Source organism: Streptomyces sp. NPDC041713, assembly GCF_055591085.1.
In genome coordinates, this window is the sequence record NZ_JBVIZY010000004.1 from 25,976 (window position 1) to 52,001 (window position 26,026).

Genomic DNA, 26,026 nt, shown 5'->3' on the forward strand with positions numbered 1-26,026 from the left:
TGGGGGCTGTTCCGAAAGGCGCCCGGGGAGGAGCTCGCCGGGACGGGGCTCGCTGCGGCGGAGCTCGCCGGGGCGGTGTCCGCCCACCCGAAGAGTGCTTGTTGCTCGAGCCCTACGGGGTCGGATCCCGCCGCTGACCGGTCCACGTACCGTTCCCGTCGTCTGTCGTCACCTGCCGTGCCTCAGGAGCCATGATCCTCCTTGCGCAGGGCCTGCGGCTTGTGGACGGCACTGCGGCCGGATTTCTCGCTCTCCACTTCGTACTGCGGTTCGTCCGCGGAGGCGTCGACCGTGCGCCCGGCGGCCTCCGTACGGTCGGTGATCTTCTTCTTCACCTCCCCCGGCACGGTCTGACCGTGGCTCTTCCAGGAGACGCGATCGCCCTTCTTGAACTTCTTGTCCTTGCTCATACGTCCGGTCTAAGCGCCCGCGCGCCCTGCCGCGACTCGGAGGGTGCCGGTTGGGCGCCGCCGTGCACGAGCGGATGCGTGTCGTGGTTCGGCCCCCGGTGTCCCTCGGGGGCCCTGGGACGGACGTGGCGGCGGCCACGCCCGTGCGGGCCCTTACCGGCCGAGACGATTGAGCGCCTGGACCGGGTAACGCTCCCCCGCCACCGCCCCGTCGGGAACCGCGTCACGCAGCAGGTCTCTCTGGTCCGGCGTCAGCACGATCTCGGCGGCCGCGACGTTCTCGGTCAGGTACTTCCGGCGTTTCGTGCCGGGAATGGGCACGATGTCGTCGCCCTGGGCGAGCAGCCAGGCGAGTGCGGCTTGGGCGGGGGTGCAGCCGATCTGGTCGGCCACCCGCCGTACGGCGTCCACCAGCGCGAGATTGTGCGGCAGGTTCTCCTCCGAGAACCGCGGCCAGCGCCTGCGGTTGTCGTTCTCGACCAGGTCCGCGTGGGACGAGACGCTGCCGGTGAGCATTGCCCTGCCGAGCGGAGAGTACGCGACGACGGCGACGCCGAGCTCCCGGCAGACTGCGAGCATCTCGCCCTCGACGACGTCACGGGTGAAGAGCGAGTACTCGAGTTGTACGGCGCTGACGGGGTGCACGGCGTGGGCCCTGCGCAGGGTGTCGGGGCTGACCTCGCTGAGCCCGACGTGCCGGACCTTGCCCTCCCGCACCAGGTCGGCGAGGGCGCCCATCGTCTCCTCGATGGGCACCGCGGGGTCGCGGCGGTGCACGGAGAACAGGTCGACATGGTCCACGCCGAGGCGGCGCAGTGAGGCGTGGCAGGCGGTGCGCGCATACGCGGCCGAGGTGTCGACCTCGTCCACCCGGCCGGTGTCGGGGTTGTGGCGGAGCCCGAACTTGGTTGACAGCAACACGTGGTCCCGGTGCCCGGGACGCTCCCGGAGCCAGCGTCCCAGGAGCTCTTCGTTGGCGCCGCGACCATAGGCGTCCGCGGTGTCGAGAAGCGGGACTCCGAGTTCGACGGCGAGATCGAGCGTACGGAACGACTCGTCGTCGTCGGGCACTCCGTAGGCGACCGACATCCCCATGCAGCCGAGACCGATGGGCGACACGTCGGGGCCTGTGCGCCCCAGTTTCCGGACCTTCATCCGACGGGCCTCTCCTGTCAGTTCGTGAGCTTGGCGTCTGCTCAGTTCGTGAGCTCGGCGTCTGCGCGGCACGGATCGACCATGTCACCTTGCCCGCCCACCAGGCCCGCGAGTTTCACGTGGTCCGTTTCGGGAAGCCAGTCCCGCTTCGGCACGTAGTCCAACCAGCGCCGGGTGCGGCCCACTTCGGTGAACCCGCGCAGCAGGGCGTCGAGTTGTGGGTGGCGGTGGGACTCGCGCCAGGCGAGTGACCACGCGTACAGCGGGGTCGGTGCGGTGAGCGGGATCGAGCGCAGCTCCGTGTGGTCGGGAAGCGGCGCGTCGCTGGGAAACAGCGTGAAGCACGTCGCGTCGCCGCGAATGTGCTGGACGAGGTGGTCGAGGCCGAGGTTGGGGCCGTCCTGGCGCCTCGTGAGCCCGAACTCGTCCGCGAAACGCTGCAGGAAGTCGAGGCGGGACAGCTCGGCCGGGCACCACAGGGTGCTGTCGCGCAGATCGGTCGGGCGGAGTTCGTCCGCGTCGGCCAGCGGGTGGGACGCGCTCACCACCACGTCGACGGGCTCCAGGCGAACGAGCCGCTGAGCGAGGCCGGCGTCGCGGCCCCCGGGGAGCGGGTGCACCCGGCCGAAACCCAGATCCGCGTCACCCCGCGACAGCGCCTGCGCGGCCGACGGCCAGTCACGTGCCGGTCCCGGCTCCAGGCGCACCCCGTCGAGCGTCTCCACCACCTGCGCGACGGTGCGCATCGGCGCGTAGAGATGGCCCCACACGTCGATCCGTACGGTCGGTCCGGCGCCCAGCGCGGCCGCGATCGCGCGCGTGCCCGCGGCGAGGACCTCACGCGCGGCCGGCTCGAACCGCTCACCGGCCTCGGTCAACCGCGTGCCGCCCTCACGCTCGAACAGGCCGACGCCGAGCAGCGATTCAAGGCGCGCGACGCGCTTCGACAGCGCCTGCTGGCTGGTGTTGAGCTGTTCGGCGGCGCGCCCGAAGTGCAGCGTCTCGGCGGTCGCGACGAACGCACGGACCAGGGCGAGGTCAAGGTCCATGCGGCTGACCATATACGACAACCACACGTTGTCGACCGGCCGCTGTCGTTGTTGGCCCGGCCGATGCCTCCTCCGGTGAAGTGGTCTCAAGCAACAGACCGACACCGGCACCGTCGCCTACGCGACACCGACGTCGGCACCGACGCCGCCAAGGAGGCAGAGAAATGAAGGCTCTCGTACCGACCGGAGACCCCGCCGAACCGGTCGTTCTCGCCGACGTCCCCGAACCCACGCCGCGCCCCGACGAGGCGCTGGTGAGGGTGGAGGCCTTCTCCGTCAACCGGGGTGAGACCTTCAAGTTGGAGGCGCCGGTTCCGGGGGAACGTCCCGGCAAGGACATCGCCGGGCTCGTGGTCCAGCCGGCCGCCGACGGGAGCGGGCCGACCGGCATCGCACGGGTCGTCGGCCACCCCATGGGCGGCGGCTGGGCGGAGTTCGCGGCGGTGCCGACCAGCGCCCTGGCGGTGCTGCCGGACAGCGTCTCCGCGACGGACGGCGCGGCGCTGCCGCTCGCCGGGCTCACCGCGCTGCGGCTGCTGCGCGCGGCCGGGCCCGTGCTGGGACGACGGGTGCTGCTGACCGGTGCGTCCGGGGGTGTGGGCCATTACGTGACCGAACTCGCGGCCGCCGCAGGGGCAGAGGTCACCGCCGTGACCCGGGACGCCGAGCGCGGTGCCCGGCTCACCGAACTCGGTGCGGCCCGAATCGTCCACCAGCCGGCCGACGCACGCGGACCGTACGACATCGTGCTGGAGTCGACCGGCGGTCAGGCCCTTCCCGTCGCCCTCGCGCGGCTGGCGAAGCGGGGCACGCTCATCTGGTTCGGGCAGGCCAGCCGCACCCCGGTGACGCTCGACTTCTTCGACTTCTTCAACGGCCCCGAGTCGGCCGTCATCCGCCACTTCCACTACCTCGACGCCGACACCGGCCTCGGCGACGACCTGGCGGCTCTCGTCCGGCTGACCGCCGAAGGCCGCCTGCACCCCGAGATCGGCCGCGTCGCGGACTGGGCCGACACCGCGAGCACCCTCACCGACCTGCGGGACCGCCGCATCCGGGGCAAGGCCGTCCTTACGCTTTCCTGAGCAGCCGAAACATTCAGCAACCGCAAGGCAAGAAACCACAGAAGGAGCCCCACCATGACCGAGACCACGGCAACCACCGAGATCACCGAGCCCACCGCCTCGACCGACCCACGGGCCGTCGTCATCCGCTACGTCGAGGCCGTCCGCGACGGCGACGCCGACGTCATCTTCGCGAGTTTCGCCGAGGACGCGACCTGGCACTACCCGGGCGGGGACCTGCCGATATCGAAGGTGTGGCGGGGCCGCGACGCGATCATCAACGACTTCCTGGGCAGCATGGGGCCGATCCTCGTGCCCGGCACGACGAAGGTCGAGTTGGTCAGCACGATCGCCGAGGGCGACCGCGTGGTCGCCGAGTGGACCTCCAAGGCCCGGACCGTGCACGGCGGCACGTACGACAACCGCTGCATCGGGATCTACACGGTCCACGCCGGCCGGATCACGTCCGTTATCGAATACGCGGACACCCGGCACGTGGCGGCAGTCCTCTTCCCTGCCGGTAACTGACGTTTCGCGGCGTCGAGTTCTCCCACTCGACGGATGCCGGGTTCTCCGAGACTCCACACCGCGACTAGTTCGTGTTGTGCGTGGGGTAGACCTCGACGTCGGTGTAGGCGCCCTTGATCGCTCCCGCGCCCTCGGGCCACTTCAGGGTCACCGAGTGGGTCTCGTTCGGGGGCGTCACCAGAAGGTTGGTCGGGTGCGAGAGGCTGTCGCCGCTGCCGTCGATGTCAGGTGGTCGAGCCCCGGTTGATCATGGTGATGTCGATCCGGCCCGTGGACTCGTCCGGAGCGGCGTCCCGGGCGTCGATGGCCAGGTCCGCCGTCTTGCAGAACGTGACCTTGCCGGCCTTCGACGCGCCGCTCCCGGCACGGTACGCGCAGAGCGCGACGAAGGTGCCGGGCTACTTCGAGCGGGCGCAGGCGGCCCTGCGCCCGCTGCTGTCCGGCGGCCCCGGCCTGGGTCTCGTGGGCAGTCACTGAGCCGCGCCGGGGTGGGGCTCAGGCCGACCGGGGCGTCGGGAGGCGCGGCTCGTCAGGAGGCGTTGTCGAAGACGACGTTCTTGGTCTCGACCGCCCCCGCCGTCCGTCCCGGCGCCGCCTGGTGGGCCCAGTACAGGTTCGTGTGCGCGACGACCAAGTCCGGCGTCGGCGCGCCCCAGGCGGTCTTGTCGACCGTCGTATGCGCGTCGCTGACCAGCGTCGCGTCGTAACCCCTGACGAACGCGCCGTGGAGCGTCGAGCGGATGCACGCGTCGGTCTCCGCGCCGGCGACGAGGAGCCGCCCCACCCCGAGCCGCGACAGCACGGCCTCCAGCGTGGTGTCCTCGAACGAGTCGCCGTAGCTCTTCTCGACGAGCGGCTCGGCGTCCTCGGGCGTGAGTTCAGGGACGATCCGCCAGCCGTCGCTCCCGCGCGTGAGTCCCTCGTCGAAGTGCTGCACCCAGACGACCGGAACCCCTTCCTGCCGCGCCCGCTCGACGAGCCCGGAGATGTTCGCGACGACCTCGTCGCGCCGGTGGCTCCCCTCGACGACGTCCTGCTGCACGTCGACGACGAGGAGTGCGGTGTTCGGCCGGTTCTCCAATGTGGTCATGGTCTACCTTCGTTCGCTCGCGCCGGGCTCATCGCTCCCCACGCTAGCCCGGCCCACTGACACCGGATCCGGTCCCACCGCTGTCACGCTCGTGACCCGCTTCACATTCCGACCTGCCGGCCGGGGTGGGCGATCGGTTTGCGTGCGCCTAGGGTGAGCGGTGCAGCTGGTTCGCCCCGTCCGCCAGGCGGGATGCGTCGTAAGAGGGAACCCGGTGTAAGTCCGGGACTGCCCCGCAGCGGTGAGTGGGAACGACCGCCGTCAACAGCACTGGACCCGACCGGGTCCGGGAAGCGACGGCCAGTAGGTGTCCCGTGTCCGGCCGACACGCGACGTGCCCGCGAGTCCGAAGACCTGCCCGTTGCCCGCACGTGACGGATCGCGTGCGGCCCTTTCGGTGACCTCGTGGGCGGGTCGGCGTACATATCGAGCGGCACGCGCGGCATCCGCCCGCGACGTGGTCCGCCCGGTCGGTCGTCCCTTCGCGCCATGTCCGGTCTCCGGGAGAACCAGGACACATCTCGCGAAGGAGAGTTCCGTGACAGCGCAGCCCGCGACCGCGGCGGCACGAGCCACCGTGTACGGCTACCCCAGCCAGGGCCAGAACCGGGAACTGAAGAAGGCCGTCGAGGGTTACTGGAAGGGCCGCGTCACCGCTGCCGCCCTCCGGGAGACCGCGGCGGACCTCCGCCGCGCCAACTGGCGGCAGTTGGCCGACGCCGGCATCGACGAGGTGCCGACCGGGGACTTCTCGTACTACGACCACGTTCTCGACACCAGTGTCATGGTCGGCGCTGTCCCCGAGCGGCACCGCGCAGCCGTCCAGGCCGACGCCCTCGACGGCTACTTCGCGATGGCGCGCGGCACGCAGGACGTGGCGCCGCTGGAGATGACGAAGTGGTTCGACACCAACTACCACTATCTGGTGCCCGAGTTGGGCCCCGACACCGTGTTCCGGACCGACTCCGCCAAGCAGGTCGCCGAGCTGACGGAAGCCCTCGCGATCGGGCACACGGCACGCCCCGTCCTGGTGGGCCCCGTGACGTACCTCCTGCTCGCCAAGCCTGCGCCGGGCGTGGCCGCGGACTTCGACCCGCTGACGCTCATCGACCGGCTGCTGCCCGTGTACGCCGAGGTGCTCGCGGACCTGCGCGCGGCGGGCGCCGAGTGGGTCCAGCTGGACGAGCCCGCCCTGGTCCAGGACCGCACACGGGCCGAGTTGAACGCCGCCGAGCGCGCCTACCGCGACCTCGGAGCTCTCACCGACCGCCCCAAGCTGTTGGTCGCCTCGTACTTCGGGCGCCTCGGTGACGCGCTCGGCATCCTGGCCAAGGCGCCGGTCGACGGTCTGGCCCTCGACTTCACCGAGACGGCCGCCGCCAACCTCGGCGACCTCGCCTCCGTCGGCGGGTTGTCGGGCAAGCGGCTGGTCGCGGGCGTCGTCAACGGCCGCAACATCTGGATCAACGACCTGGAGAAGTCCCTCGCCACGCTGGGCACGCTCCTCGGCCTCGCCGACCGCGTGGACGTCGCCGCGTCCTGCTCGCTCCTGCACGTCCCGCTGGACGCCGACGCCGAGCGGGACATCGATCCGCAGGTCGCCCGCTGGCTTGCCTTCGCCCGCCAGAAGACGCGGGAGATCTCCTTGCTGGCGCGCGGGCTCTCCCAGGGCACCGAAGCCATCGCGACCGAACTCGCCGCCAACCGCGCGGACTTGGACTCCCGCGCCGGTTCCGCCCTCACCCGCGACCCGGCCGTTCGCGCCCGCACCGCCGCGGTCACCGAGGCCGACACCCGCCGCTCCCAGCCGCACGCGGAGCGCGCGGCGGCCCAGCATGCCGCTCTCGGTCTGCCGCTGCTTCCGACGACGACCATCGGCTCCTTCCCGCAGACCACCGAACTGCGCACCGCCCGCGCGGACCTGCGGGCCGGGCGGATCGACACGGACGGATACGAGGAGCGCATCAGGAACGAGATCCGCGGGGTCCTGTCCTTCCAGGAGAAGGCGGGCATCGACGTCCTCGTGCACGGCGAGCCCGAACGCAACGACATGGTGCAGTACTTCGCCGAGCAGCTGACCGGCTACCTCGCCACGCAGCACGGCTGGGTCCAGTCGTACGGCACCCGTTACGTCCGACCGCCGGTCCTCGCCGGCGACATCTCACGGCCCGAGCCGATGACGGTCCGCTGGACGACGTACGCGCAGTCGCTGACCGGCCGGCCCGTCAAGGGCATGCTCACCGGCCCCGTCACCATGCTCGCCTGGTCGTTCGTCCGCGACGACCAGCCGTTCGGCGACACCGCCCGCCAGGTCGGGCTCGCCCTGCGCGACGAGGTCAACGACTTGGAGGCGGCCGGGACTTCGGTCATCCAGGTCGACGAGCCCGCCCTGCGCGAGACGCTCCCGCTGCGCGCCGCGGACCACCCCGCCTACCTGGAATGGGCCACCGAGTCCTTCCGCCTCAGCACCAGCGGGGTGCGGCCGGACACGCAGATCCACACGCACATGTGCTACGCGGAGTTCGGCGACATCGTGCAGGCCATCGACGACCTCGACGCCGACGTCATCAGCCTGGAGGCGGCCCGCTCCCACATGCAGGTCGCCCGCGAACTCGCCGCTCACGGCTACCCGCGCGAGGCAGGACCCGGCGTGTACGACATCCACTCCCCGCGTGTACCGAGCGCCGAGGAGGCAGCGGCCTTGCTGCGTACGGGACTTGAGGCGATCCCCGCCGACAGGCTCTGGGTGAACCCGGACTGCGGCCTGAAGACCCGCGGCTGGCCCGAGACCCGCGCCGCTCTGGAGAACATGGTCGCGGCGGCCAGGACGGTCCGCGGGGAGCTGTCCGGCTCGTGATCCGCGCGGGCGCGGGGTCGGGCGTCACCGGGGCGCCGGACCCCGCGCCCCGGTGGCGCGGTGCGGTGGATCAGGCGTGCGGTAGAACTGGCGTAAAGAGGCAGGTCAGATCGGTTATCATCGGATATCTGCTCACGGTCGGCCGGACGCCGGAAGAAACCTGACCATCCGAGGGAATCGGAAAGGACACGTACGGTGTGCTGCCCCTTCTGCAGGCTCCCCGACAGCCGCGTCATCGACAGTCGGTCGACGGATGACGGGACCTCCATCCGTCGCCGACGGCAGTGCACGCACTGCCAGCGACGGTTCACCACGGTGGAGACCTACTCCCTGCTCGTGGTCAAACGCAGCGGCGTGACCGAGCCGTTCAGCCGCACCAAGATCGTCAGCAGCGTCCGCAAGGCGTGCCAGGGCCGTCCCATCACCGAGGACATGCTCGAACGACTCGGCCAGCAGGTGGAGGAGAACGTACGGGCGTCCGGCAGCGCCCAACTGTCCACGCACGAGGTGGGGTTGGCCGTTCTGGAGCCGCTCAGCGAGCTGGACCCGGTGGCGTACATGCGGTTCGCCTCCGTGTACCGCGCCTTCGAGTCGCTCGCCGACTTCGAGGACGCCATCGCCGATCTGCGGGCCAAGTGCCGCTAGGGTCTCCCGTTTCGGTCGGGCCGCGCGGATAGCCCCTGGGGACTACCCGCGCCCAGCCACGGGGACGAGGATCAGCAGGCGCCGAGGTCCTGCCAGACGCCCCACTGTCCGGTCGTGCCGGGCTCCTCGCCCGTCGTCCACCACTTCGCCTTCCAGGTGTGACCCTTGTGCGCCACCTGCTGGCCGCCCGTGTAGACCGTGCCCGAGGCCCACGGCGCCGCCGTGCACTGGTTGCCGCTGCCGCCGGTGACCGTCAGGGTGTACGTCGCCGTGTGCGCGGCGGACGGGCTCGCGCCGCTCACCACCAGTTTGTACGTACCGTTGACGGCTGCCGCGGTCGTGGCGACGGTGAGCGTCGAGGTTCCTCCGGCCGTCACCGACGTGGGGCTGAGGGAGGCGGTGACGCCGGCGGGCGCGCCGCTGACGGTGAGTTTCACGGTCTGGGCACTGCCCGCGGTCACGGACGTCCGTACCGTCGCACTGGTGGAGGCGCCAGCCTTGACCGTGCCGGACTCCGGGGCCGCCGTCAGCGAGAAGTCGTCGCTCGGCGCGGTGCCGCCGCTGGTGAACGGCGCGAAGATGCGGGAGAAGTCCCAGGTGTTCTGCTCGATGCCGGAGCAGTTGTCGGCCGCGGCGCCGCCGGGGCAGCCGCCGTTGTCGCGCTGGAGCGCCCAGAAGGAGATCATGTTGATCCCCTTGGCGCCCGCCCAGTCGTACACCTCGCGGGCGTCGGCGAGCGTGAACGTCTCGGCCGGTCCGAAGTCGTCGACGCCGGGCATCTCGGTGACGCCGATCATGCCCCACAGCTGGGCGGGGCTCTTGCTCGGGTAGAGCTTGGCGAGCTGGTCGTAGAGGCCCTGGGCGGCGGTCTTGGTGTCCTCGGCCATGTCGTGCGAGGCGTTGTCGTAGTAGTCGAACGTCATGAGGTTCACGACGTCGATCCGCGCGCCGTTGGCCACCGCGTTCTTGAGCACGGCGAGACCGCTGGCCGCCGGGCCGCGGGTCGTCGTCGGCAGGGTGTACGAGATCTCCAGCTTGCGGCCGCTCGCGGCGGCCCAGTCCTGGACCTTCTTGATCGCCTTGTTCCGCCGGTCGATGCCGGCCGTGTTGTCCAGGGCGTCGACCTCGATGTCCATGTCGAGCCGCGGGATGTCGTAGGTCGTGACGACCTTCTGGTAGACGGCGGCGATCTGGTCGACGTCCGTACAGCTGTCGGCGATCTCCGTCCCTGTGGTGTCCGCCGTGTAGCCGCCGAAGGACGGGATGACGTCCCCGCCGCGCCCCTGGATCGTCTTGATGTCGGCGCCGAAGGACGCGGGGGCGACGGGCAGCGAGGTGTCGCCGTTCCAGTAGGCGGTGCAGGAGCCCTTCGTCGCGGTCTGGAGGAACGCCATCGTCAGGTGCTTGGCCCCGGACTGGGCGCTGAGGTCGGCGGGGCTCTCACCGGTCCATGACTCGAAGTAGGGGGCGAAGACGTGGGCGGGGAGCGGGGACGCGGCCTGGGCGGGGGCGCCGGAGACCGCGGTGAGACCGAGAGCGGCCACTGCGGTGGCCACCGCAGTGAGAGTGGCACGGAGGGAGCGCATACGTCTCATGGCCATCCAAGAGGTGAGGCGGCGTCAACTCAGCTGTGACGCACGGGAGGTGCTAACGGAATAGCCCTGTGATCAGATGCATGTCAATGGTCTGAACCAAGTGAGGACTAGACCAATTCGGGGCGCTCTCCCGGTCCCGGACAGCGGTGCGTCGCGGTCCCTGCCGTGGGGGTGCTGGTCAGCCCGGCATCCCGGACTCCGGCACCGTTCAGGGTGGTCGGAACGTGTCGGCGTACCACCTGACCACGATTTCACGCACTCAGGCCCGGCTGAGGGTTGCCCCAGCCGGGCCTGTGGTGCGGTCCGTCGGACGGATTCACCGCCCGGACGGACGAGACGGACGGGTCAGGGGCAGGTGACGAGGATGACGGAGACGGCGGTGCAGGTCACGGACGCGGAGTCGTTGGCGGAGTCGGGGTCCGTCGGCGCGGAGGCGGTGCGCTGGCCGGTGACCTTGACCGGGCCGAGGGTCAGCAGCGACAGCGGGACGCGGAAGGTCTTGTTCGCGCTCGCGTTGTCGGCGATCGCTCCGTAGGTGCACGTCACCGTCGCGCCGGACACGGTGCACCCGGAGGCGAGGTTGGTGGCGGTGGCGCCCCGCGGGAGCTTCGCGCTGAGGGTGGCCGAACTGACCGCCGCAGGGCCGGTGTTGTGGGCCGTGAGGGTGTAGGACACGTACGGCACCAGGAGGCTGAGGTGCGGCTGGGCGGTGAGGTTGACGTCGATGTCCGCCTTCACCACCGGGGACGGCGTGCCGGTGAAGGCGACGCCGTACGGGCCGGTGAACCCGTCGATCGTGGCCGTGACGGCGTTGGTCCCGGTGTCGATCACCGAGACGGTGCCGCTGCCCACGTTGGACGCGTAGACGGCGGTGCCGGACGGGTCGACCCGGACTCCCGCAGGGCCGTCGCCGACGGGCACGGTGGCCGTCACGGCGTTGGTCGCCGTGTTGATCACCTTGACGTCGTCACTGCCCGTGTCGGCCACGTAGGCCCGGGCACCGGAGGGGTCGAACGTGACGCCGTTCGGCGCGGTACCGACCGGGATGGTGGCGCCGACCGTCTTCGTCGCCGTGTCGAGGACCGACACCGTGGTGCCGCCGTTGTTGGTGACATAGGCGAAGGCCCCGGAGGGACTGACCGCCACACCGGAGGGGGCCGACCCCACCGGGACGGTGTCGCTCACCGTGTTCGTCGCGGTGTCGATCACCGAGACCGTGTTCTCGTTGTTGTTGGTCACGTACGCGGTGGCGCCCGACGGGGCCATGGCCACGCCGTTCGGGCCATTGCCCACCGGGACGCTGGCGGTGACCGTGTTCGTCGCCGTGTCGATCACCGAGACCGTGGTCCCGCCGCTGTTGGCGACGTACGCGCGGCCGCCGGACGGGGTGAAGGCGACGTTGAGGGGGTTGCTGCCGACCGGAATGGTCGCGGTGACGGTGTTGGTGTCCGTGTCGATCGCCGAGACGGTGGCCTCGTCGAAGTTGGTGACGTAGGCGCGCGCGCCGGCCGGATCGACCGCCACGCCGACGGGGCTGTTGCCGACGGTGATGCTGCCGGTGACGGTGTTCGTGCTCGGGTCGACCACCGAGACGGTGTCGCCGTTGAAGTTGGCCACGTATGCGGAGGGGCCGGAGGCCGCCTGTGCGGGTGCGGGGAGCGCCACCACGCCCGCCAGTGCCAGGGCTCCACCGGCGGCCAGGGAGATCAGCCGTCGCCTCCGTACGGCACGGGACGATCCACCGGTTCCGGGGCGACCGGAGGGTACGGAGGGTCTGGAGAGTGCACGGATCAAAGGACTTCCCCCTTCAGCGGTTCCGCACCCTGACGGCGGGCCCGACAGACCGGGCCCGAGAACCGGCAGGTGTGCGGTGGTGCGGGCCCCGCCCGACGACCGGCGGCGCCGACGCCCGGCGGCGTCCTCGGCATCATCCCGCTCGCTCAACGACTCAGGTGCCGAACGGCTGTTGTTGTCCGGATACGGCCAACAGGTGGCCGTCCGGCACCTTGACACCGACCTATCGGTTCACTGGCTCCAGACGCAGGGTCTGCTCGGCCGCCGTCCTGCCGCCACCGACGTCGCCCCCGGACGTGTCGGTCCAGGCCCGGGTTGGCGTGGTCTCGGCGGCCCGGCCCTCGACGCCGGACAGGCCGATGACCAGTCCGCTGTACCGGTTGACCAGGCGCACGGTGCCCGTGGCCCGTCCGTCGGCGTTCCGGCCGGGGACGACGAACCACTGCTGGCCGACGGTGGGGCCGGACTTGGGCGCGGCGGTCACGGTCGGCTCGGCGCCCCAGGCACGGCCCGCGTCGACGGTGGAGTCGACGCCCAGGAGCCGTCCGGTGGCGGCGTTGGTGATGCGGTACGAGCCATCGGCGTTGGAGGCGAAGACCCAGCGGCCACGGGTGGAGCTCTCGCCGGCCGGCCGTGAGGTGGTGCCGTTGCCGCGGGCGGACTGGACGAGGACACGGCCCGTACCGTTGCTGAGGGTGTAGGCGGTGCCCGTGGTGACGGGCGCGGCCGGGCTGCTGGTGTCGACGGTGGTCTCGTAGTACTCGCCGTCCGCGCCGCCCGAGCAGGAGAACGAGCAGTAGCTGCGGAACTTCCGTCCGACGATGGTGGATCCGGTCTTGTTCACCGAGTCGAGCATCCAGCGGTACCAGGATCCCGAGCGGTACGCGCCGGTGTCGCCCATCAGCCTCCACTTCTGGGTGGCGAGGTCGTCGGTGACGTAGAAGCGCTGTGGTTCGGAGCTGTCCTGGACGATCGCCTCGGGCTGGCCGATGTACTTGCCGAGGTGGGCGTCGTACGCGATGTTCATGGTCAACAGGGCGGACTTGGCCGGGAGTTCACCGGCCTCCTGCTGGTCCTGTACGGAGCCGTCGTTGGCCGGGTCGTAGTCGTGCTCCACGGGGGTGTAGCCGGTGGGGTGGCCGGCGTCGACCGGTTCCATGTTGCTCTCCATGCCGCCGATGCCGGGCTGCGCCCAGGCGCCGTCGTACCACTTCTTCCAGGAGCCCGGCGCCAGCTTGGCGGACATCGGGGCGCGGGCCACGTGGGCACGGCTGCCGTCCGTCCACCCGCCCGGGACGCCGCCCTTGGGGATGACGCGGGAGTTGTAGTAGACGTAGAAGTAGCCCGACGCGGTGTCCACGAACAGCCGCGGGTCGCCGTTGCCGTAGTGGTAAGTGTCGTGCGGGAAAGCCTTGTTGTCGCCCCGCTCGGTGCTGTACGGCGAGGTGAGGACGTGGTCCTTGATCTTCCAGGTCTTGCCCCGGTCCTGGGAGACGGCGTAGTCGATGGCGTCGTAGTGCAGGCCGTCGCCGAAGGGCTGCGGGGTGAACTCGTTGTGGACCAGGCCGTACCAGTGGCCGGTGTCCGGGTCGACCCAGACGCCCATGAGGTCGCAGTAGTTCTTCTGTGCGTAGTGCGAGGTGTCGGCGGCCGCGGTGGCCTCGCGTCCGGTGGGGCTGTTGTTGCACCGCCAGGTGGTGTCGTTGTTGCGGTCGGCGGAGTTCGCGGGGTCGACCGCGTCACTGAGCGCGCCGTCCCTGGTGGCGGAGTCGAAGTCCTTGCCGGAGTAGAACGTCCACTTCCGTGGGTCCTGTGCGCCGTACAGGGCGTGGGCGGACTGGTAGTGGAACGACCCGTCCCGGTCGATGAAGGTGGCGGCGGGCGTGTCGTCGGGGTGGGTCCACGGCCCCTTCTGGCCGACGGTGATCTTGTACGTGGGGTCGTCGGACGCGGAACGGTCGGACGCGGCGGGCGCGGGGGCCGCCACACCGAACAGGACGGCGGCGCCCGCCGTGACGGCGGCGAGCGTTCTTGCGCGGGAACGGAGTGACATGGGTACTCCTCTCGGTCCGGACGTCGCGGCGGACGGACGTGTCCGCGCGACGGTGGTTCGCTCTGCGCCTGCGCGTCACGAGGTCATGACGCGAAGTTGTTGCGCGAAGTCACCACGCGAAGACCGCCCAACCACGGTGTGGCAGAGGGGCGTTGAGCTCCGACACAGCGGGGGCCGCTTCGAGGGAGGTCTTTTCGGTGGTGGCCGCCTCGCCTGTCGTCGTTCCGACCTCGGCCGGCTCGGCGAGCGGCGCGAGCAGCGTGGCCCGTACGTGTACGTCGTGACCGGCCCCGGACCGGTGAGGTGGACGAGGCGGGCGAGGGAGGTGGACGCGGGGTCGTGCCGGGTCGGCGCTGCCGTTGGCCACCGCGAGCCGGTGACCGCCGTCCGCGGCTCGCGTCACGTACGGGATCAGGTGGGGAGCCCCGCTCACCAGCGGGAGTTGAGGCTGCTCGCCCTCCAGGAAACGGATCGTCGCGTGCAGCAGCCGTCGGCTCTCGTCGCCGCGGGCCAGGTCGGCCGGTGCCGTCGCGGGCAGGATCGCGACGGCACCGGCCAGCGCGTTCACGAAGTGGCAGCGCCCCGCGCCCCACGTACGGCCGTCGGGCGTCCGGATCCGGGAGAGGACGCGGGCGCCTTCCAGGGGCTCGACGCGGGCCAGCGCAGGCTGGACGTCCACGCTCAGGAACACCCCCTCGCCGCCCGGTTCGCCGTCACCGTGGCCCTTGGTGGCCTCGCCGCCCTCGCCGCCCTCGCCGAGAATCTCTTCCACCGCGTACGGGCCCGGGAGCGCCGGATCGTCACGGCCGACCAGCTCGGTCACCCGTGCGCCCATCAGGTCGGCGAAGCCGCGCCGGGTCAGGGCGTGGGCGGCGACGCCGTCCAACAACAGTCCGCCGCGCAGGAATTCGCGTATCTCGTCGTCGTCGAAGGCGTGGACCTGACGCCCGAACACGGCCTGCACGGGAGCCGGCCGCTCGGTGACCGGCACACCGTTCCCGAGAAGGAAGTCCGCAGTCCGCGCGGGGTCGACCACCAGGTCGCCCAGCCCGTCCGCCTCCGCGGGCAGCCGGGCCGCCGTGTCCTGACGCCAGGGCAGGCCCACCCCGAGCGGGGCCGCATCGCCCGCGACGTGCCGTGCGGCCGGGCACTCCCGGGCCAGCCAGTCCAGGGCCGGCCTGGACCGGCGCAGCAGCCGGTCGATGTGCGGGAAGTTCTCGGCACGCTCGGCGTGCGTGGGGTGGAGGTTGAGCAACAGCGCGTCCGCGCCGACGAGTTGCGCGGTGACCATCTCCGACCAGGTCTGGGTGTCCGACTTCGACCAGGAGGTGTGCGGCCAGTTCTCGATCTCCGGCTCGCAGGCCACCTGGCCCGGGCGGAGCGCTCGCTGCGTCTGGAGGGACCAGAGCCCGGAGGCGAGGGTGCGGGCGGGCGTGTCGGAGTACGGGGCGAAGTGCGGGCGGTGGGTGACCTCGCCCCCGATGGACAGCGCGCCGAACAGCTCCGCCCAGTCGCGCCCCTCCACGGAGTGCCGCGCGGGCACGGAACTCATGAGGCCCAGCCGCGAGCGGCCGCCCGAGCGCTCCCGCACCACATCGGCCAGGCCTTCGGCGACTTCGAGTTGGGCCGTGCGCCACACCTGTTGCAGTTGGGCGCGCCACGGGTGGGGCGGGCCGGGTGCGGTGACCGCAGCGACCACCTGGTCCCGGGTGACCGACTCGCCGACGCGTGCCGCGAGGCGCTGCAGCATGAGCGGCTCGAAGCCGCCGCCCCAGTCGAGCGGGGCGTGGTTGTGGAAGCGGAAGTCGTCCTCGACCCACAGCACGCGGAAGCCGAGTTCGGCGAAGAATCCGTAGTGCGCGAAGAGCCAGCGGCGCCACACGGGGCAGGCGAAGGACGCCTGGGCGGCGGCGCGTTGACCGGTGGGCGAGACCATCGGCGCGAAGCCGAGCGTGCCGATGCGGCCCCGGTCGGCATGACCGACGGTGACCCAGGGGTTGAGGCTGACCCGCAGGCCCGCGGCGGCGAGTATGTCGCGGGCCTCGGCGGCGGCCGCGAACCACCGGGCCTCCTCCGCGCCGGCGAGGTGCCCGGTGTGCCACTGTTCGGCGCCGAGCAGGAGCACCACCTCGTCGACGCCGTTCTCCCCGCACACCTTGGCCAGCGAGCGGGCCCGGTCGGCGAGGTCGGCGCCGGGCCGCAGCTGGAAGCGCAGGTGGTAGCGCGCTCGCCGGACGGGTCGGGCCTCCGCCGCGTCCCACTCCGTACCGGTGTCCATCCGCGGTCCCCTCGCCGAGCTCGTCCTGGGAGGTACCTGGTCAAGTACCTCGTCAATTACCTGGCCGCGCTTGCCGGTTGAGCATCAGTGGTGTCGGCAGGAGCCGGTGTCCGGGGCGGCAGCAATTAGTTCGGCTAGGATCCAAAATAAAGGGAGGCACGTCAACAGGTTCACGACAACTCCACAGGTTCACGGCAGCGCATCGCCGACCGACCCGCCCCTCCCTCACCCCGCGCCCCCGCATAATTTGAACGGCACCCGCGCTACACGACCCCCGGCAAGGAGCGGCCCCGGTGAAGGCAGACCTACGCGGCGCAGGCATACGCGACCTGGGCAGGTCGAGGACGCCGAGCGCCGGCGACCGCGCCTCCCTGCGCCGGGCCAACCTCAGCCTGGTGCTGCGTCTCCTGCGCGACGCAGGACCCCGGCCCCGCGCCCAGATCGCGGCCGACACCGGACTGCCCAAGGCCACCATCACGCACCTGGTCGCCGAACTCATGGAGAACGGTCTGATACGGGAGGGTGAGGCCGAGCGGCACGGTTCGGTCGGCCGGCCCGGCCGCACGGTGGAGATCGACGGGCGCTCCGTCTGCGGCATCGGCGTCGAGATCAACGTCGCCTATCTGAGCCTGATCGCCCTCGATCTGCGCGGCGAGGTCACCGCACGGCACCGCGCCCCGCTGGACGCCCGCGGCTGCGAACCGGCAGACGTACTGGACCGGATGGCCGAGGCGATCGGGGAGGCGTGCGCGGGTCTGCGCGAGCGGGGTATCAGCCCGGTGGCGGTGACCGTCGCGGCCCCCGGCGTGATAAAGACCGGTACCGGAGTGGTCTCGTACGCCCCCAACATCGGCTGGCAGGACGTCGCCGTCGTCGACGGGCTGCGCGAGCGGCTCGGCCCCGGGGCGCCGCCGATCGGCCTGGAGAACGACGCCAAGCTGGGTGCCGTCGCCGAGTATCTCGTCGCCGCGTCGGCCGACATCCACGACCTGATCTACATCACCGGTGAGACGGGCGTCGGCGGCGGCATCATCTCCGACGGCCGGCTGCTGCAGGGGTCGGCCGGTTTCGCCGGGGAGATCGGCCACATGCCGCTGGCGCCGGACGGCTCGCCCTGCGGCTGCGGCCGGGTCGGCTGCTGGGAGACCATGGTCGGCCTGACGGCCCTGCTCCATCGGGCCGCGCCGCCGCACGACCCGGTCCGCGATCCCGCCGTCGACCTGGAGGAACGGCTGACGGAGCTGCGCCGCCGCGCCGACGCGGGTGACGCCGCCACCCTCGCCGCCCTCTGCCGGATCGCCGACGGGCTCGCGTTGGGCGTGGCGCTGCTCGCCGATGTGCTCAATCCCCGGGCCGTCGTCCTCGGCGGCTACTTCACCCACTTCGGCGACCACTTGACCGACCGGGTGCGCGCCGGGTTCGCCGCCCGGGTCATGGCTCCCGAGGCGGGCGGCTGCGAGATCATGCTGTCGTCGCTCGGCTTCAGCGCCGCGGCGCGCGGCGGCGCCCATCTGGCCCTGGACCGGGTCTTCCAGGACCCGATCGGAACGGTCACACCCTGATCCGGGCAGGCACGCGCCGACCGGGGCAAGACACACCCTGATCAGCACGCCACTCGCCACCCATGGGCGAACCGGTCAGCACACCTCCGACTCGAAGGTCCGCAGCAGGTCCGCGGCGACGCTCACGGCGATCGTCGCGGGCTCCTTGCCGGTCACGTCCGTCAGCCCGATCGGGGTCTTGATCCGGTCGATGGTGGCGTCGTCGTGACCGCCCTCGGTGGCCAGCCGTTTGCGGAACCGCACCCACTTCGCCGCCGACCCGATCAGACCGATGGAGCCGAGATGGCTCGTGCGCAGGGCGGCGTCGCACAGCGCGGCGTCCTCGGCGTGGTCGTGCGTCATGATCAGGACGTGGGTGCCGGGCGGGAGCTCCTCCAGGACCTCCTCCGGCAGCAGCGGCGTGTGGTGCACGTGCACCTGCGCCACCGCGTCGGCCAGCGGCGCGAGCCGCTGCTCGGCGAGCAACTCCGAGCGGGTGTCGATCAGATGCAGGTCGATGTCCTGACGCGCCAGGATGCGCGCGAGTTCGAGCCCGACGTGCCCGACGCCGAAGACCGCGACGGCCCGTACCACCGGCAGCGGTTCGAGCAGCACCGAGACCGTGCCGCCGCAGCACTGCACACCGTGCTGGTTGGTCACCTTGTCGTTCAGGGCGAAGTCCAGCAACTCCGGCTCCGGCTTGGCCACTTGGATCATCTCCCTGGCCCGGTCGATCGCGACGGCCTCCACATTGCCGCCGCCGATCGACCCCCACGTCCGTGTCCGCCCGACGACGAGCTTCGCGCCGGCGTCGCGCGGCGCGTGGCCGCGCACGGTCGCGACGGTCACCAGTACGCCGGCCTCCCGGCGTGCCCGCAACCGCGCGACCGCGGCGATCCACGTCATGTCAGGCACCGTTCAGCGCTGTCGCGTCGGTACGGAGCGTCCCGTCGGCGGCCCGCCCGGCTCCCGTGCCCCCGTCGACGGCCACGCCCGAGGGTGCGGCGCCGTCCTCTCGTACCGCCTCGATCGCCCAGAAGACCGCCTCCGGCGTCGCGGGCGAGGCCAGTTCCACGCTCGCCCCGGCCGGACCGAACGCGCCGGCCGCCTGCCGCAGCGCTTCGCGTACCGAGAACGCCAGCATCAGCGGGGGCTCGCCGACCGCCTTGGAGCCGTAGACCGCGCCCTCCTCGGTGGCGTCCTCCAGAAGCGTCACGTTCAGCTCCTCGGGCATCTCCGAGAAGCTCGGCAGCTTGTAGGTGCTGGCGGCCTGGGTCAGGAGGCGGCCGCGGCTGGGCCCCTCTCCGGTGTCCCAGCGCAGGTCCTCCAGGGTCAGCCAGCCGGCGCCCTGCACGAACCCGCCCTCGACCTGACCGACGTCGATCATCGGCGACAGGCTGTCGCCGACGTCGTGCACGATGTCCACGCGCCGGATGCGGTACGCGCCGGTGAAGCCGTCCACCTCGACCTCGGCCGCGGCCGCGCCGTGGGAGAAGTACTTGAACGGCGAGCCCCGGAACGTCTTCGCGTCCCAGTGCAGCCCCTCGGTCCGGTAGAAACCGGCGGCCGACAGCTGGACCCGCTGGAAGTACGCGGTCCGCACCAGGTCGTCCCAGGCCACCTCCGCCTCGCTGCCCAGGGCGCGCGCGACGCCCTCGACGATGCGGACGTCCGCGGCGCTCGACCCGAGGCGGGTCGCGGCCACCTGCAGGAGCCGCTCGCGCAGCTGCTCGCAGGCGTTCTTGACCGCCGCGCCGTTGAGGTCCGCGCCGGCGCTCGCCGCGGTGGCCGAGGTGTTGGGGACCTTGTCGGTGCGCGTCGGGGCCAGCCGCACCTTGTGCAGCGGGATGCCCAGGGTGGTCGCGGCCACCTGCAGCATCTTGGTGTGCAGGCCCTGGCCCATCTCGGTGCCGCCGTGGTTGATCAGGACCGAGCCGTCCTTGTAGATCAGCACCAGCGCGCCGCCCTGGTTGAAGGCGGTGAGGTTGAACGAGATGCCGAACTTGATGCCGGTGACCGCCAGCGCCCGCTTGGTGTGCGGGTGCGCGGCGTTGAACGCGGCGATCTCGCGCCTGCGGTCGGCGATGCCGGCGTTCTCCTGGACCTTCTCCCAGACGGCGGCGATCCTACGGTGCTGGCGGACCGGCTGCCCGTACGGCGTCACCTGGCCCTCCCCGTAGAAGTTGCGCTCGCGCAGCTCCATGGGGTCGAGGCCGAGGAGCGGGGCGCAGCGGCCCATGATGTCCTCGATCACGAGCATGCCCTGCGGTCCGCCGAAGCCGCGGAAGGCGGTGTTGGAGACCTTGTTGGTCCTGGCGATGCGGCCGGCGACGCGGGCGTTGGGGATCCAGTACGTGTTGTCGATGTGGCACAGCGCGCGGGCCACCACCGGCTCGGACAGGTCCAGGCTCCAGCCGCCGTCCGCGGTGAGCGTGGCCTCCAGGGCCCGGATGCGGCCGTCGGCGTCGAAGCCGATCTTCCAGTCGGCGTGGAAGCCGTGCCGCTTGCCGGACATGGTCAGGTCCTGGGTGCGGTTGAGCCGCAGCCGGACCGGCCGTCCCGTCAGCTTGGCGCCGAGCGCGGCGACGGCCGCGAAGCCGTGCGGCTGCATCTCCTTGCCGCCGAAGCCACCGCCCATCCGCAGACACTGCACGGTCACCTCGTGACTGTGCAGGCCGAGCACGTGCGCGACGATCTCCTGTGTCTCCGAGGGGTGCTGGGTACTGCTCTGCACGAAGACCTGCTCGGCCTCGTCGATGTGCGCGAGCGCCGCGTGCGTCTCCAGGTAGAAGTGCTCCTGGTCGGAGAAGTGCAGCTCGCCGGTGAACACGTGCGCGGAGTCGGCGAAGCCGGAGTCGACGTCGCCGGTCACCATCACGGGCCGCGCGCCGTGGAAGCTGTCCGCGGCGATGGCCTCCTGCAGCGTGACCACGGAGGGCAGTTCGTCGAGCTCCACCTCGACGGCCGCGGCGCCGAGCCGTGCCGCCTCCAGGGTCTCGCCGAGCACCCAGGCGACGGCGTGGCCGTGGAACATGACCACGTCGGGGAAGAGCGGTTCGTCGTGCTTCATCCCGGCGTCGTTGACGCCGGGCACGTCGGCGCCGGTCAGCACCCGGACGACGCCGGGCACGGCCAGCGCGGGCTCGGTGCGCAGCGCGGTGATCCGGCCGTGGGCCTTCATGACCTGCACCGGGTACGCGTGCAGCACGTCCTTGGTGCGGTGCACCAGGTCGTCGGTGTAGAGCGCGGTGCCGGTGACGTGCTGGACCGCGCTCTCGTGCGGCATCGGGAGGCCGACGACGGACTTCTCGGGACGCTCGGACAACTGGCTCATGACGGCACCGCCTCAGTGGTTTGCGCGTACAGCTTGAGCAGGCTCTGGCCCAGCATCGCGGAGCGATATCCGGCGCTGGCGCGATGGTCGTTCATGGGTGTGCCCTGGGCGCGCAGCACCTGGGCCGCGGCTTCGGCGGTCCGGGCCGTCCACGCCTCGCCCTCCAGGGCGGCCTCGGCCACGAGGGCGCGGATCGGGGTGGCGGCGACACCGCCGAGACCGATGCGTGCCTTGCGTACGGTGCCGTCCTCGATGTCGAGCGCGAAGGCCACCGCCACGCTGGAGATGTCGTCGAAGCGCCGCTTGGCGATCTTGTGGAAGGCCGTGACCTTCGACAGCGGCAGCGGGACGCGTACCGCGCGGATCAGCTCGCCGGGGCGGCGCACGCTCTGCCGGTAGCCGGTGAAGTACTCCGCGAGCGGGACCTCGCGCTCCCCGTCGGCGTCGGCGAGCACCACCGACGCCTCCAGCGCGAGCAGCACCGGCGGGCTGTCACCGATGGGTGAGCCGGTGCCGAGGTTGCCGCCGAGGGTCGCGCCGTTGCGGATCAGCCGGGACGCGAACTGCGGGAAGAGCTCCGCGAGCAGCGGTACGTCGCCGTCGAGCCGGCGCTCGATCTCGGTGAGCGTCAGCGCGGCACCGATCTCGATGTGGTCCGACGCGACGTGCAGCTCCCGCAGTTCGGGCAGCCGGTCGACGGCGATCACGCAATCCGCCCTGCGGGAACGGATGTTGACCTCGACGCCGTAGTCGGTGGAACCGGCGACGATCACCGCGTCGGGCCGCTCGCGCAGCAGGTGGAGGGTCTCGGCGAGAGTGTTCGTGCGCAGGAAGACCCCGTCGTCCCCGGCGTACTCGGTGGCGACCGGGGCGGGCGGCGCCTGTTCGCGGCGGAGCGCGAGCGGGTCGTCCTCGGCGGGCGCCCCGACGGCGAACGCGGCGTCACGGATGGGGCGGTAGCCGGTGCAGCGGCAGAGGTTGCCGCTCAGGGCGTGCAGGTCGAAGCCGTTGGGTCCGTGTTCGGCGTCGGCCTTCTCCGTGTGCTCCGCGTGCTCAGCGCTCTGCGACTGGTCCGTATCGGCGTGGGCACAGCGCGTGGGGCGGTAGTACTCGGCGGCCATGCTGCAGATGAACCCCGGTGTGCAGTAACCGCATTGGGAGCCGCCGCGGACCGCCATCTCCTCCTGCACCGGGTGCAGGACGGGCGGCGTGCCGGCTTCGCCGCCGGTGGCGAGGCCCTCGGAGGTGACGATCTCCTGGCCGTCGAGCGCGGCGACCGGGACCAGGCAGGCGTTGACCGCCACCCAGTCGGTGGGCTTGTGCACGCCGGGCCGGGCCACCAGGACCGAACAGGCGCCGCACTCGCCCTCGGCGCAGCCCTCCTTGGTGCCGGTGAGGCCGCGCTCGCGCAGGAAGTCCAGTGCCGTGGTGTGGGGCGTGGCGGGGAAGAGGGGCGTCTCTTTCCCGTTGACGGTGATCCGCGCTTCTGTCATGACGGGCCTTCGATGCGGTGCGTGATCGGTCGTTTCATGTTGTTCGCCAAGGTCGGAGACTTTCTGTGTCCGGACGCGCCGCGGGGCAGGGAGCGGCGCGGAACGGCACGCGAGGGCGGCGCGCCGGAGGGGCGGGAGTGGGTGCCCCGAGGGAACGGGGAACCCAGGAGGGCCGGATGGCCCGGACCGGAAATGCTGGCGCCCGGAGAACCCGGCAGGGCTTGGGATGTGCCGCGGAGGTGAACAGCGGAACGGCTCGCTCAGCGACCGTCGGATACGGCGCGCTCAGCAGCCGTGCGGGGCACGGGGCCGTTCAACAGCCGTGCGAGCACGGCCCGTTCAGCAGCCGTGCGCGATCCGGCCCGGGACCCAGGCGGTGCACTGGGCGAGGCGACCGAGGTCAGAGCTGGTGTACATCCGCTGGTCGCCTCCTTCCGGGCGTCGGGGGTCAGTGGCTACCGCAAGCTAGTGGGCCGGGGACGGCCAGGTCAAGAGGTCGGCTCCGGGCCACCGGACCCGCGGGGGCGCCGTCCGCCACCGGAACTCCGGCCTATACGATCTTCCGTCGGAGTCAACAAGATCACGGGGAAGCACCGCCATGACCGAAGTCCTGTCCGTCCAACAGCAGTCCGCCCTCAGTCAGTTGGCGCCGGGCGAGCAGCTCCTCGCGTACGGCGTCGTCGTCCCGGTGAAGGGCGCCGAGGGTGTCAAGATCAAGTACGGCAAGCACGGCAAGGTCGGCGGCATGCTCGGTGACCATCTGATGCACCGGTACGGAGCCGAGGCCGGCGGTGCGCAGAGCATCGCCGCGGCCATGCCGCCCGCGTCCGGCGCGCTGCTGATGCGGGTGACGGACCAGCGGGTCGGCCTCGTGGGGGTGCACGACGGCGCTCCCTTGTGGGAGGTCCCCCGCACCTGGGTCGCCCGGGTGGAGCGCCGTCGGCGCCTGCAGCTCATGGCCCGCTTCCGGGTGCACTACGCGGACGGCAGCTGGCTCGCCTTCTTCACCGCGCGCCGCCGCACGATCGAGGCGTTCGGCGCCGTGCTGAACAGCGACGGCGGCGCCGGGCCCAGCTGACTCACCAGTCGAGGCCGGCCGCCACCGGCAAGTGGTCGCTGCCGGTGGCGGGCAGCACCCACGAGCTCGCCGGCTCCACTCCCCTGACCAGGATCTGGTCGATCCGCGCCATCGGGAACGTCGCCGGCCAGCTGAACCCGAAGCCGTCCCCGGCCTTCTCCTGGGCCGAGTCCAGCTGCGCGGTGACACCGTCGAAGGCGCGGTCGTCCAGCGTGCCGTTCAGGTCGCCGAGCAGCACCACCCGCTCGTTCCGCTCGGCGGCGATGGTCTTCGCCAGTGATCGCGCGCCGGCGTCCCGCTGACCCGTCACGAAGCCCGACCCGGGGTTCACGCGTACGGACCCCAGATGCGCCACGTACACCGCGAGCGGCCCCCGGTCCGTGGCCACCGTGGCCCGCAGCGCCCGGGGCGTGGCCTTCCTCTCCTCGGCCGTCAGGTGCTCCGCCAGCGGCCCGACCATGCCCTGCATCGCGACGTCCACCGTGCGGATCTCCGACAGCGGCCGCTTGCTCCACAGCCCGACCGTCCCCCGCACCGTGTGGTGCGGGTAGGTCGTCGCCAGCTCCTTCTCGTACGTGCCACGGGCCTGCGAGCTGATCTCCTCGAGGGCCAGCACGTCCGCCCCGGAGGCGGCCAGGTCACGGGCGGTGCCGGCCGGGTCGGGGTTCTCGGCGCCGACGTTGTGGCTGACCACCGTGAGGTCACCGGCCGGGTGGGACTTGTCGCCGAGCAGCCCGCCGAAGAGGCTCAGCCACGCCACGGCCGGCACCAGCAGCGCGATCACCGCGGAGGCCGAGCGGCGCCACAACGCGGCGGCGAGCAGCACCGGGACGAACAGACCGAACCACGGCAGGAACGTCTCCACCAGGCTGCCGATGCCGGCGCGGTCCGGGAGCTGCGCGTGCAGCAGCATGAGCAGGCCCAGGGCGAGCGCGAGCGCCGCGAGCACCAGTCCGCGCCTCCACGGGCCCGGGCGGGTGAGGGCGGTGAGCGGCCCCCATCGCCTGGAGCGGGAGCGGTCGGCTCCGGGGCCCGGCGCTCCGGGGGCGGTCGCACCCGTGCCGGTCGTGCCCGTGCCCGTCGCACCCGTGCCGGTCGCGCCCGTGTCTGTCGCACCCGGGTCCGTCGCGCCGCTCTGTCCGGCCTCCGCCGTCTTCACCTGCGTCATCGTTCGTCCTCGTTCACTGTCGCTCGCTGTCGATTGCTGTCGTTCTCTGTCGGTTGCGGTTCGCTACGGGCATCGCGGTGGCCGCCGCGCTCAGTGCCGCATCCTCGGGTCCTGCGTCGCGTCGGCGTACCTGCGCGGGCAACTGCCCTCGGCCGCGACCGCGTCCGTGCGCAGTTCGTAGTGCCAGGGTTCGTTGTCGTAGATCTGGCACAGCCCGTACGCGGCACCGTGCCGCGACAGCCAGCCCGTCGCCTCGGAGCGCCCGATGTCGACCGCGTCACCCGACACGTGCGGGGACGTCTCCGGGGTGGCCACCCATCGGGCGGCCTCCTCTGAGGAGCCGTACTTCGCGACCGCCTCGCGGAGCAGCTGGTTCTGGTACGCCGGGGATCGCCAGCCGCTGTTGACGTGGAAGTCGACACCGTCGTCCTTCGCGGCCGTCGCGGCTCGGCGGAGCGCCTTGCGCAGGTCCGGATCGAGCCGGGCCACGGCCGGGGTCTCGTCGTCGAAGACCGTCACGTCGCCGGAGACGGCGCCGTCGGCCGCGCCGAGCCGACCGCCGCCGAGCTGCCCGCGCGGCGCATTCGGGAGCGACGCGCCCGAGGAGGACGAGGACGACGAGCCGCCCGAGGACGACTCCGGCGACCAGCCGCTCCACACCCGGGGGCCGATGACCGCGATGATCGCGGCCATGACGACCACCAGGCCGACGATCACCAGGCCGACGGCTGCCGGCCCCTGACCTCGGCGAACCCTGCGAACCCGGCGGACCTCGCGGGTCCCCGTCCGTACCGAAGGTGGTGTTCGAGTCATGCCGCCAGTCAAGGCAGCCCGGTGTTGCCACCCCGTATGCGGATTTCGATACGCCGACGACAGGTCCCGACTCGTAGCCTC

Annotated in this window: 20 protein-coding genes and 1 riboswitch; of the genes, 7 read left to right on the forward strand and 13 right to left on the reverse strand. The window is 71.7% G+C overall.

Annotated features, from left to right (window positions below; genetic code table 11):
• Window positions 1-182 precede the first annotated feature (182 nt).
• From ACZ6CV_RS13430 to ACZ6CV_RS13440, 3 genes are all read right to left on the reverse strand, one after another.
• Entirely contained in the window at window positions 183-410 is a 228-nt protein-coding gene (locus tag ACZ6CV_RS13430) for a hypervirulence associated TUDOR domain-containing protein (protein WP_469250935.1), read from the reverse strand.
• Between the two features lie 153 nt (window positions 411-563).
• Window positions 564-1,565 carry an aldo/keto reductase gene (locus ACZ6CV_RS13435; protein ID WP_469250936.1) on the reverse strand — a complete coding sequence of 334 codons (1,002 nt, stop codon included), beginning with the start codon at window positions 1,563-1,565 and terminating at the stop codon, window positions 564-566.
• 41 nt (window positions 1,566-1,606) lie between these two features.
• Window positions 1,607-2,614: a LysR family transcriptional regulator gene (locus ACZ6CV_RS13440; protein WP_469250937.1), complete on the reverse strand. Its 1,008-nt coding sequence runs from the start codon at window positions 2,612-2,614 to the stop codon at window positions 1,607-1,609.
• 164 nt (window positions 2,615-2,778) lie between these two features.
• Here ACZ6CV_RS13440 and ACZ6CV_RS13445 point away from each other — a divergent pair, with 164 nt between their 5' ends.
• The 3 genes from ACZ6CV_RS13445 to ACZ6CV_RS13455 all read left to right on the forward strand — a co-directional run bounded on the left by ACZ6CV_RS13445 (window position 2,779) and on the right by ACZ6CV_RS13455 (window position 4,683).
• Window positions 2,779-3,699, forward strand: a complete 921-nt coding sequence (locus ACZ6CV_RS13445) for a zinc-binding dehydrogenase (protein ID WP_469250938.1) — start codon at window positions 2,779-2,781, stop codon at window positions 3,697-3,699.
• 54 nt (window positions 3,700-3,753) lie between these two features.
• Window positions 3,754-4,206: a nuclear transport factor 2 family protein gene (locus ACZ6CV_RS13450; RefSeq protein ID WP_469250939.1), complete on the forward strand. Its 453-nt coding sequence runs from the start codon at window positions 3,754-3,756 to the stop codon at window positions 4,204-4,206.
• A gap of 321 nt (window positions 4,207-4,527) precedes the next feature.
• Window positions 4,528-4,683 (forward strand): hypothetical protein, encoded by a 156-nt coding sequence (locus ACZ6CV_RS13455; protein ID WP_469250940.1) that lies wholly within the window; start codon window positions 4,528-4,530, stop codon window positions 4,681-4,683.
• A 52-nt stretch (window positions 4,684-4,735) separates the two neighbouring features.
• Here the strand turns inward: ACZ6CV_RS13455 and ACZ6CV_RS13460 are convergent, their stop codons facing one another.
• The gene (locus ACZ6CV_RS13460) at window positions 4,736-5,296 is read right to left on the reverse strand and encodes an isochorismatase family protein (protein ID WP_469250941.1); all 561 of its coding nucleotides are present in this window, start codon (window positions 5,294-5,296) and stop codon (window positions 4,736-4,738) included.
• Between the two features lie 149 nt (window positions 5,297-5,445).
• Window positions 5,446-5,672: riboswitch (cobalamin riboswitch) on the forward strand.
• 162 nt (window positions 5,673-5,834) lie between these two features.
• Between ACZ6CV_RS13460 and metE the strand changes: the two genes are divergently transcribed.
• Window positions 5,835-8,153, forward strand: coding sequence for a 5-methyltetrahydropteroyltriglutamate--homocysteine S-methyltransferase (gene metE, locus ACZ6CV_RS13465; RefSeq protein ID WP_469250942.1), 2,319 nt, complete (start codon window positions 5,835-5,837; stop codon window positions 8,151-8,153).
• A 195-nt stretch (window positions 8,154-8,348) separates the two neighbouring features.
• A complete protein-coding gene (gene nrdR / locus ACZ6CV_RS13470; protein WP_469250943.1) occupies window positions 8,349-8,798 on the forward strand; it encodes a transcriptional regulator NrdR in 450 nt (149 codons plus the stop codon).
• A gap of 71 nt (window positions 8,799-8,869) precedes the next feature.
• Here nrdR and ACZ6CV_RS13475 read toward each other — a convergent pair whose 3' ends face one another.
• The 4 genes from ACZ6CV_RS13475 to ACZ6CV_RS13490 form a co-directional block, all read right to left on the reverse strand.
• Window positions 8,870-10,393 (reverse strand): glycosyl hydrolase family 18 protein, encoded by a 1,524-nt coding sequence (locus ACZ6CV_RS13475; RefSeq protein ID WP_469250944.1) that lies wholly within the window; start codon window positions 10,391-10,393, stop codon window positions 8,870-8,872.
• A gap of 345 nt (window positions 10,394-10,738) precedes the next feature.
• Window positions 10,739-12,061, reverse strand: a complete 1,323-nt coding sequence (locus ACZ6CV_RS13480; RefSeq protein ID WP_469250945.1) for a beta-propeller fold lactonase family protein — start codon at window positions 12,059-12,061, stop codon at window positions 10,739-10,741.
• 349 nt (window positions 12,062-12,410) lie between these two features.
• A complete protein-coding gene (locus ACZ6CV_RS13485; protein WP_469250946.1) occupies window positions 12,411-14,240 on the reverse strand; it encodes an RICIN domain-containing protein in 1,830 nt (609 codons plus the stop codon).
• Between the two features lie 109 nt (window positions 14,241-14,349).
• Window positions 14,350-16,518, reverse strand: a complete 2,169-nt coding sequence (locus tag ACZ6CV_RS13490) for a hypothetical protein (RefSeq protein WP_469250947.1) — start codon at window positions 16,516-16,518, stop codon at window positions 14,350-14,352.
• A gap of 293 nt (window positions 16,519-16,811) precedes the next feature.
• Here ACZ6CV_RS13490 and ACZ6CV_RS13495 point away from each other — a divergent pair, with 293 nt between their 5' ends.
• Window positions 16,812-18,080, forward strand: a complete 1,269-nt coding sequence (locus ACZ6CV_RS13495; RefSeq protein WP_469250948.1) for an ROK family transcriptional regulator — start codon at window positions 16,812-16,814, stop codon at window positions 18,078-18,080.
• A gap of 75 nt (window positions 18,081-18,155) precedes the next feature.
• On the opposite strand, the gene xdhC is transcribed toward ACZ6CV_RS13495, so the two are convergent.
• Genes xdhC through ACZ6CV_RS13510 form a run of 3 tightly spaced genes read right to left on the reverse strand, consistent with a single transcriptional unit; the run spans window position 18,156 to window position 22,886 of the window.
• On the reverse strand, window positions 18,156-18,965 hold the full coding sequence (gene xdhC, locus ACZ6CV_RS13500) for a xanthine dehydrogenase accessory protein XdhC (RefSeq protein WP_469250949.1): 810 nt from the start codon (window positions 18,963-18,965) through the stop codon (window positions 18,156-18,158).
• A 1-nt stretch (window position 18,966) separates the two neighbouring features.
• A complete protein-coding gene (gene xdhB / locus ACZ6CV_RS13505) occupies window positions 18,967-21,393 on the reverse strand; it encodes a xanthine dehydrogenase molybdopterin binding subunit (protein WP_469250950.1) in 2,427 nt (808 codons plus the stop codon).
• The gene (locus ACZ6CV_RS13510; protein ID WP_469250951.1) at window positions 21,390-22,886 is read right to left on the reverse strand and encodes a xanthine dehydrogenase small subunit; all 1,497 of its coding nucleotides are present in this window, start codon (window positions 22,884-22,886) and stop codon (window positions 21,390-21,392) included. Before ACZ6CV_RS13510 ends, xdhB begins: the two co-directional genes overlap by 4 nt.
• Before the next feature lie 598 nt (window positions 22,887-23,484).
• Here ACZ6CV_RS13510 and ACZ6CV_RS13515 point away from each other — a divergent pair.
• Window positions 23,485-23,964, forward strand: a complete 480-nt coding sequence (locus ACZ6CV_RS13515; protein ID WP_469250952.1) for a hypothetical protein — start codon at window positions 23,485-23,487, stop codon at window positions 23,962-23,964.
• A gap of 1 nt (window position 23,965) precedes the next feature.
• Here the strand turns inward: ACZ6CV_RS13515 and ACZ6CV_RS13520 are convergent, their stop codons facing one another.
• Together ACZ6CV_RS13520 and ACZ6CV_RS13525 are read right to left on the reverse strand one after the other, a co-directional pair.
• Window positions 23,966-25,132: an endonuclease/exonuclease/phosphatase family protein gene (locus ACZ6CV_RS13520; RefSeq protein WP_469250953.1), complete on the reverse strand. Its 1,167-nt coding sequence runs from the start codon at window positions 25,130-25,132 to the stop codon at window positions 23,966-23,968.
• A gap of 90 nt (window positions 25,133-25,222) precedes the next feature.
• Window positions 25,223-25,825 carry a M15 family metallopeptidase gene (locus tag ACZ6CV_RS13525; RefSeq protein ID WP_469251451.1) on the reverse strand — a complete coding sequence of 201 codons (603 nt, stop codon included), beginning with the start codon at window positions 25,823-25,825 and terminating at the stop codon, window positions 25,223-25,225.
• Window positions 25,826-26,026: the final 201 nt, after the last annotated feature.

Coding starts and splice junctions, on each gene's coding strand:
- ACZ6CV_RS13460 (WP_469250941.1), bottom strand. CDS start 5,296: ATGACCACATTGGAGAACCGGCCGAACACCGCACTCCTCGTCGTCGAC.
- xdhC (WP_469250949.1), bottom strand. CDS start 18,965: ATGACGTGGATCGCCGCGGTCGCGCGGTTGCGGGCACGCCGGGAGGCC.
- ACZ6CV_RS13490 (WP_469250947.1), bottom strand. CDS start 16,518: ATGGACACCGGTACGGAGTGGGACGCGGCGGAGGCCCGACCCGTCCGG.
- ACZ6CV_RS13525 (WP_469251451.1), bottom strand. CDS start 25,825: ATGGCCGCGATCATCGCGGTCATCGGCCCCCGGGTGTGGAGCGGCTGG.
- ACZ6CV_RS13430 (WP_469250935.1), bottom strand. CDS start 410: ATGAGCAAGGACAAGAAGTTCAAGAAGGGCGATCGCGTCTCCTGGAAG.
- ACZ6CV_RS13510 (WP_469250951.1), bottom strand. CDS start 22,886: ATGACAGAAGCGCGGATCACCGTCAACGGGAAAGAGACGCCCCTCTTC.
- ACZ6CV_RS13445 (WP_469250938.1), top strand. CDS start 2,779: ATGAAGGCTCTCGTACCGACCGGAGACCCCGCCGAACCGGTCGTTCTC.
- ACZ6CV_RS13485 (WP_469250946.1), bottom strand. CDS start 14,240: ATGTCACTCCGTTCCCGCGCAAGAACGCTCGCCGCCGTCACGGCGGGC.
- xdhB (WP_469250950.1), bottom strand. CDS start 21,393: ATGAGCCAGTTGTCCGAGCGTCCCGAGAAGTCCGTCGTCGGCCTCCCG.
- ACZ6CV_RS13440 (WP_469250937.1), bottom strand. CDS start 2,614: ATGGACCTTGACCTCGCCCTGGTCCGTGCGTTCGTCGCGACCGCCGAG.
- ACZ6CV_RS13435 (WP_469250936.1), bottom strand. CDS start 1,565: ATGAAGGTCCGGAAACTGGGGCGCACAGGCCCCGACGTGTCGCCCATC.
- ACZ6CV_RS13520 (WP_469250953.1), bottom strand. CDS start 25,132: ATGACGCAGGTGAAGACGGCGGAGGCCGGACAGAGCGGCGCGACGGAC.
- ACZ6CV_RS13515 (WP_469250952.1), top strand. CDS start 23,485: ATGACCGAAGTCCTGTCCGTCCAACAGCAGTCCGCCCTCAGTCAGTTG.
- ACZ6CV_RS13450 (WP_469250939.1), top strand. CDS start 3,754: ATGACCGAGACCACGGCAACCACCGAGATCACCGAGCCCACCGCCTCG.
- ACZ6CV_RS13475 (WP_469250944.1), bottom strand. CDS start 10,393: ATGAGACGTATGCGCTCCCTCCGTGCCACTCTCACTGCGGTGGCCACC.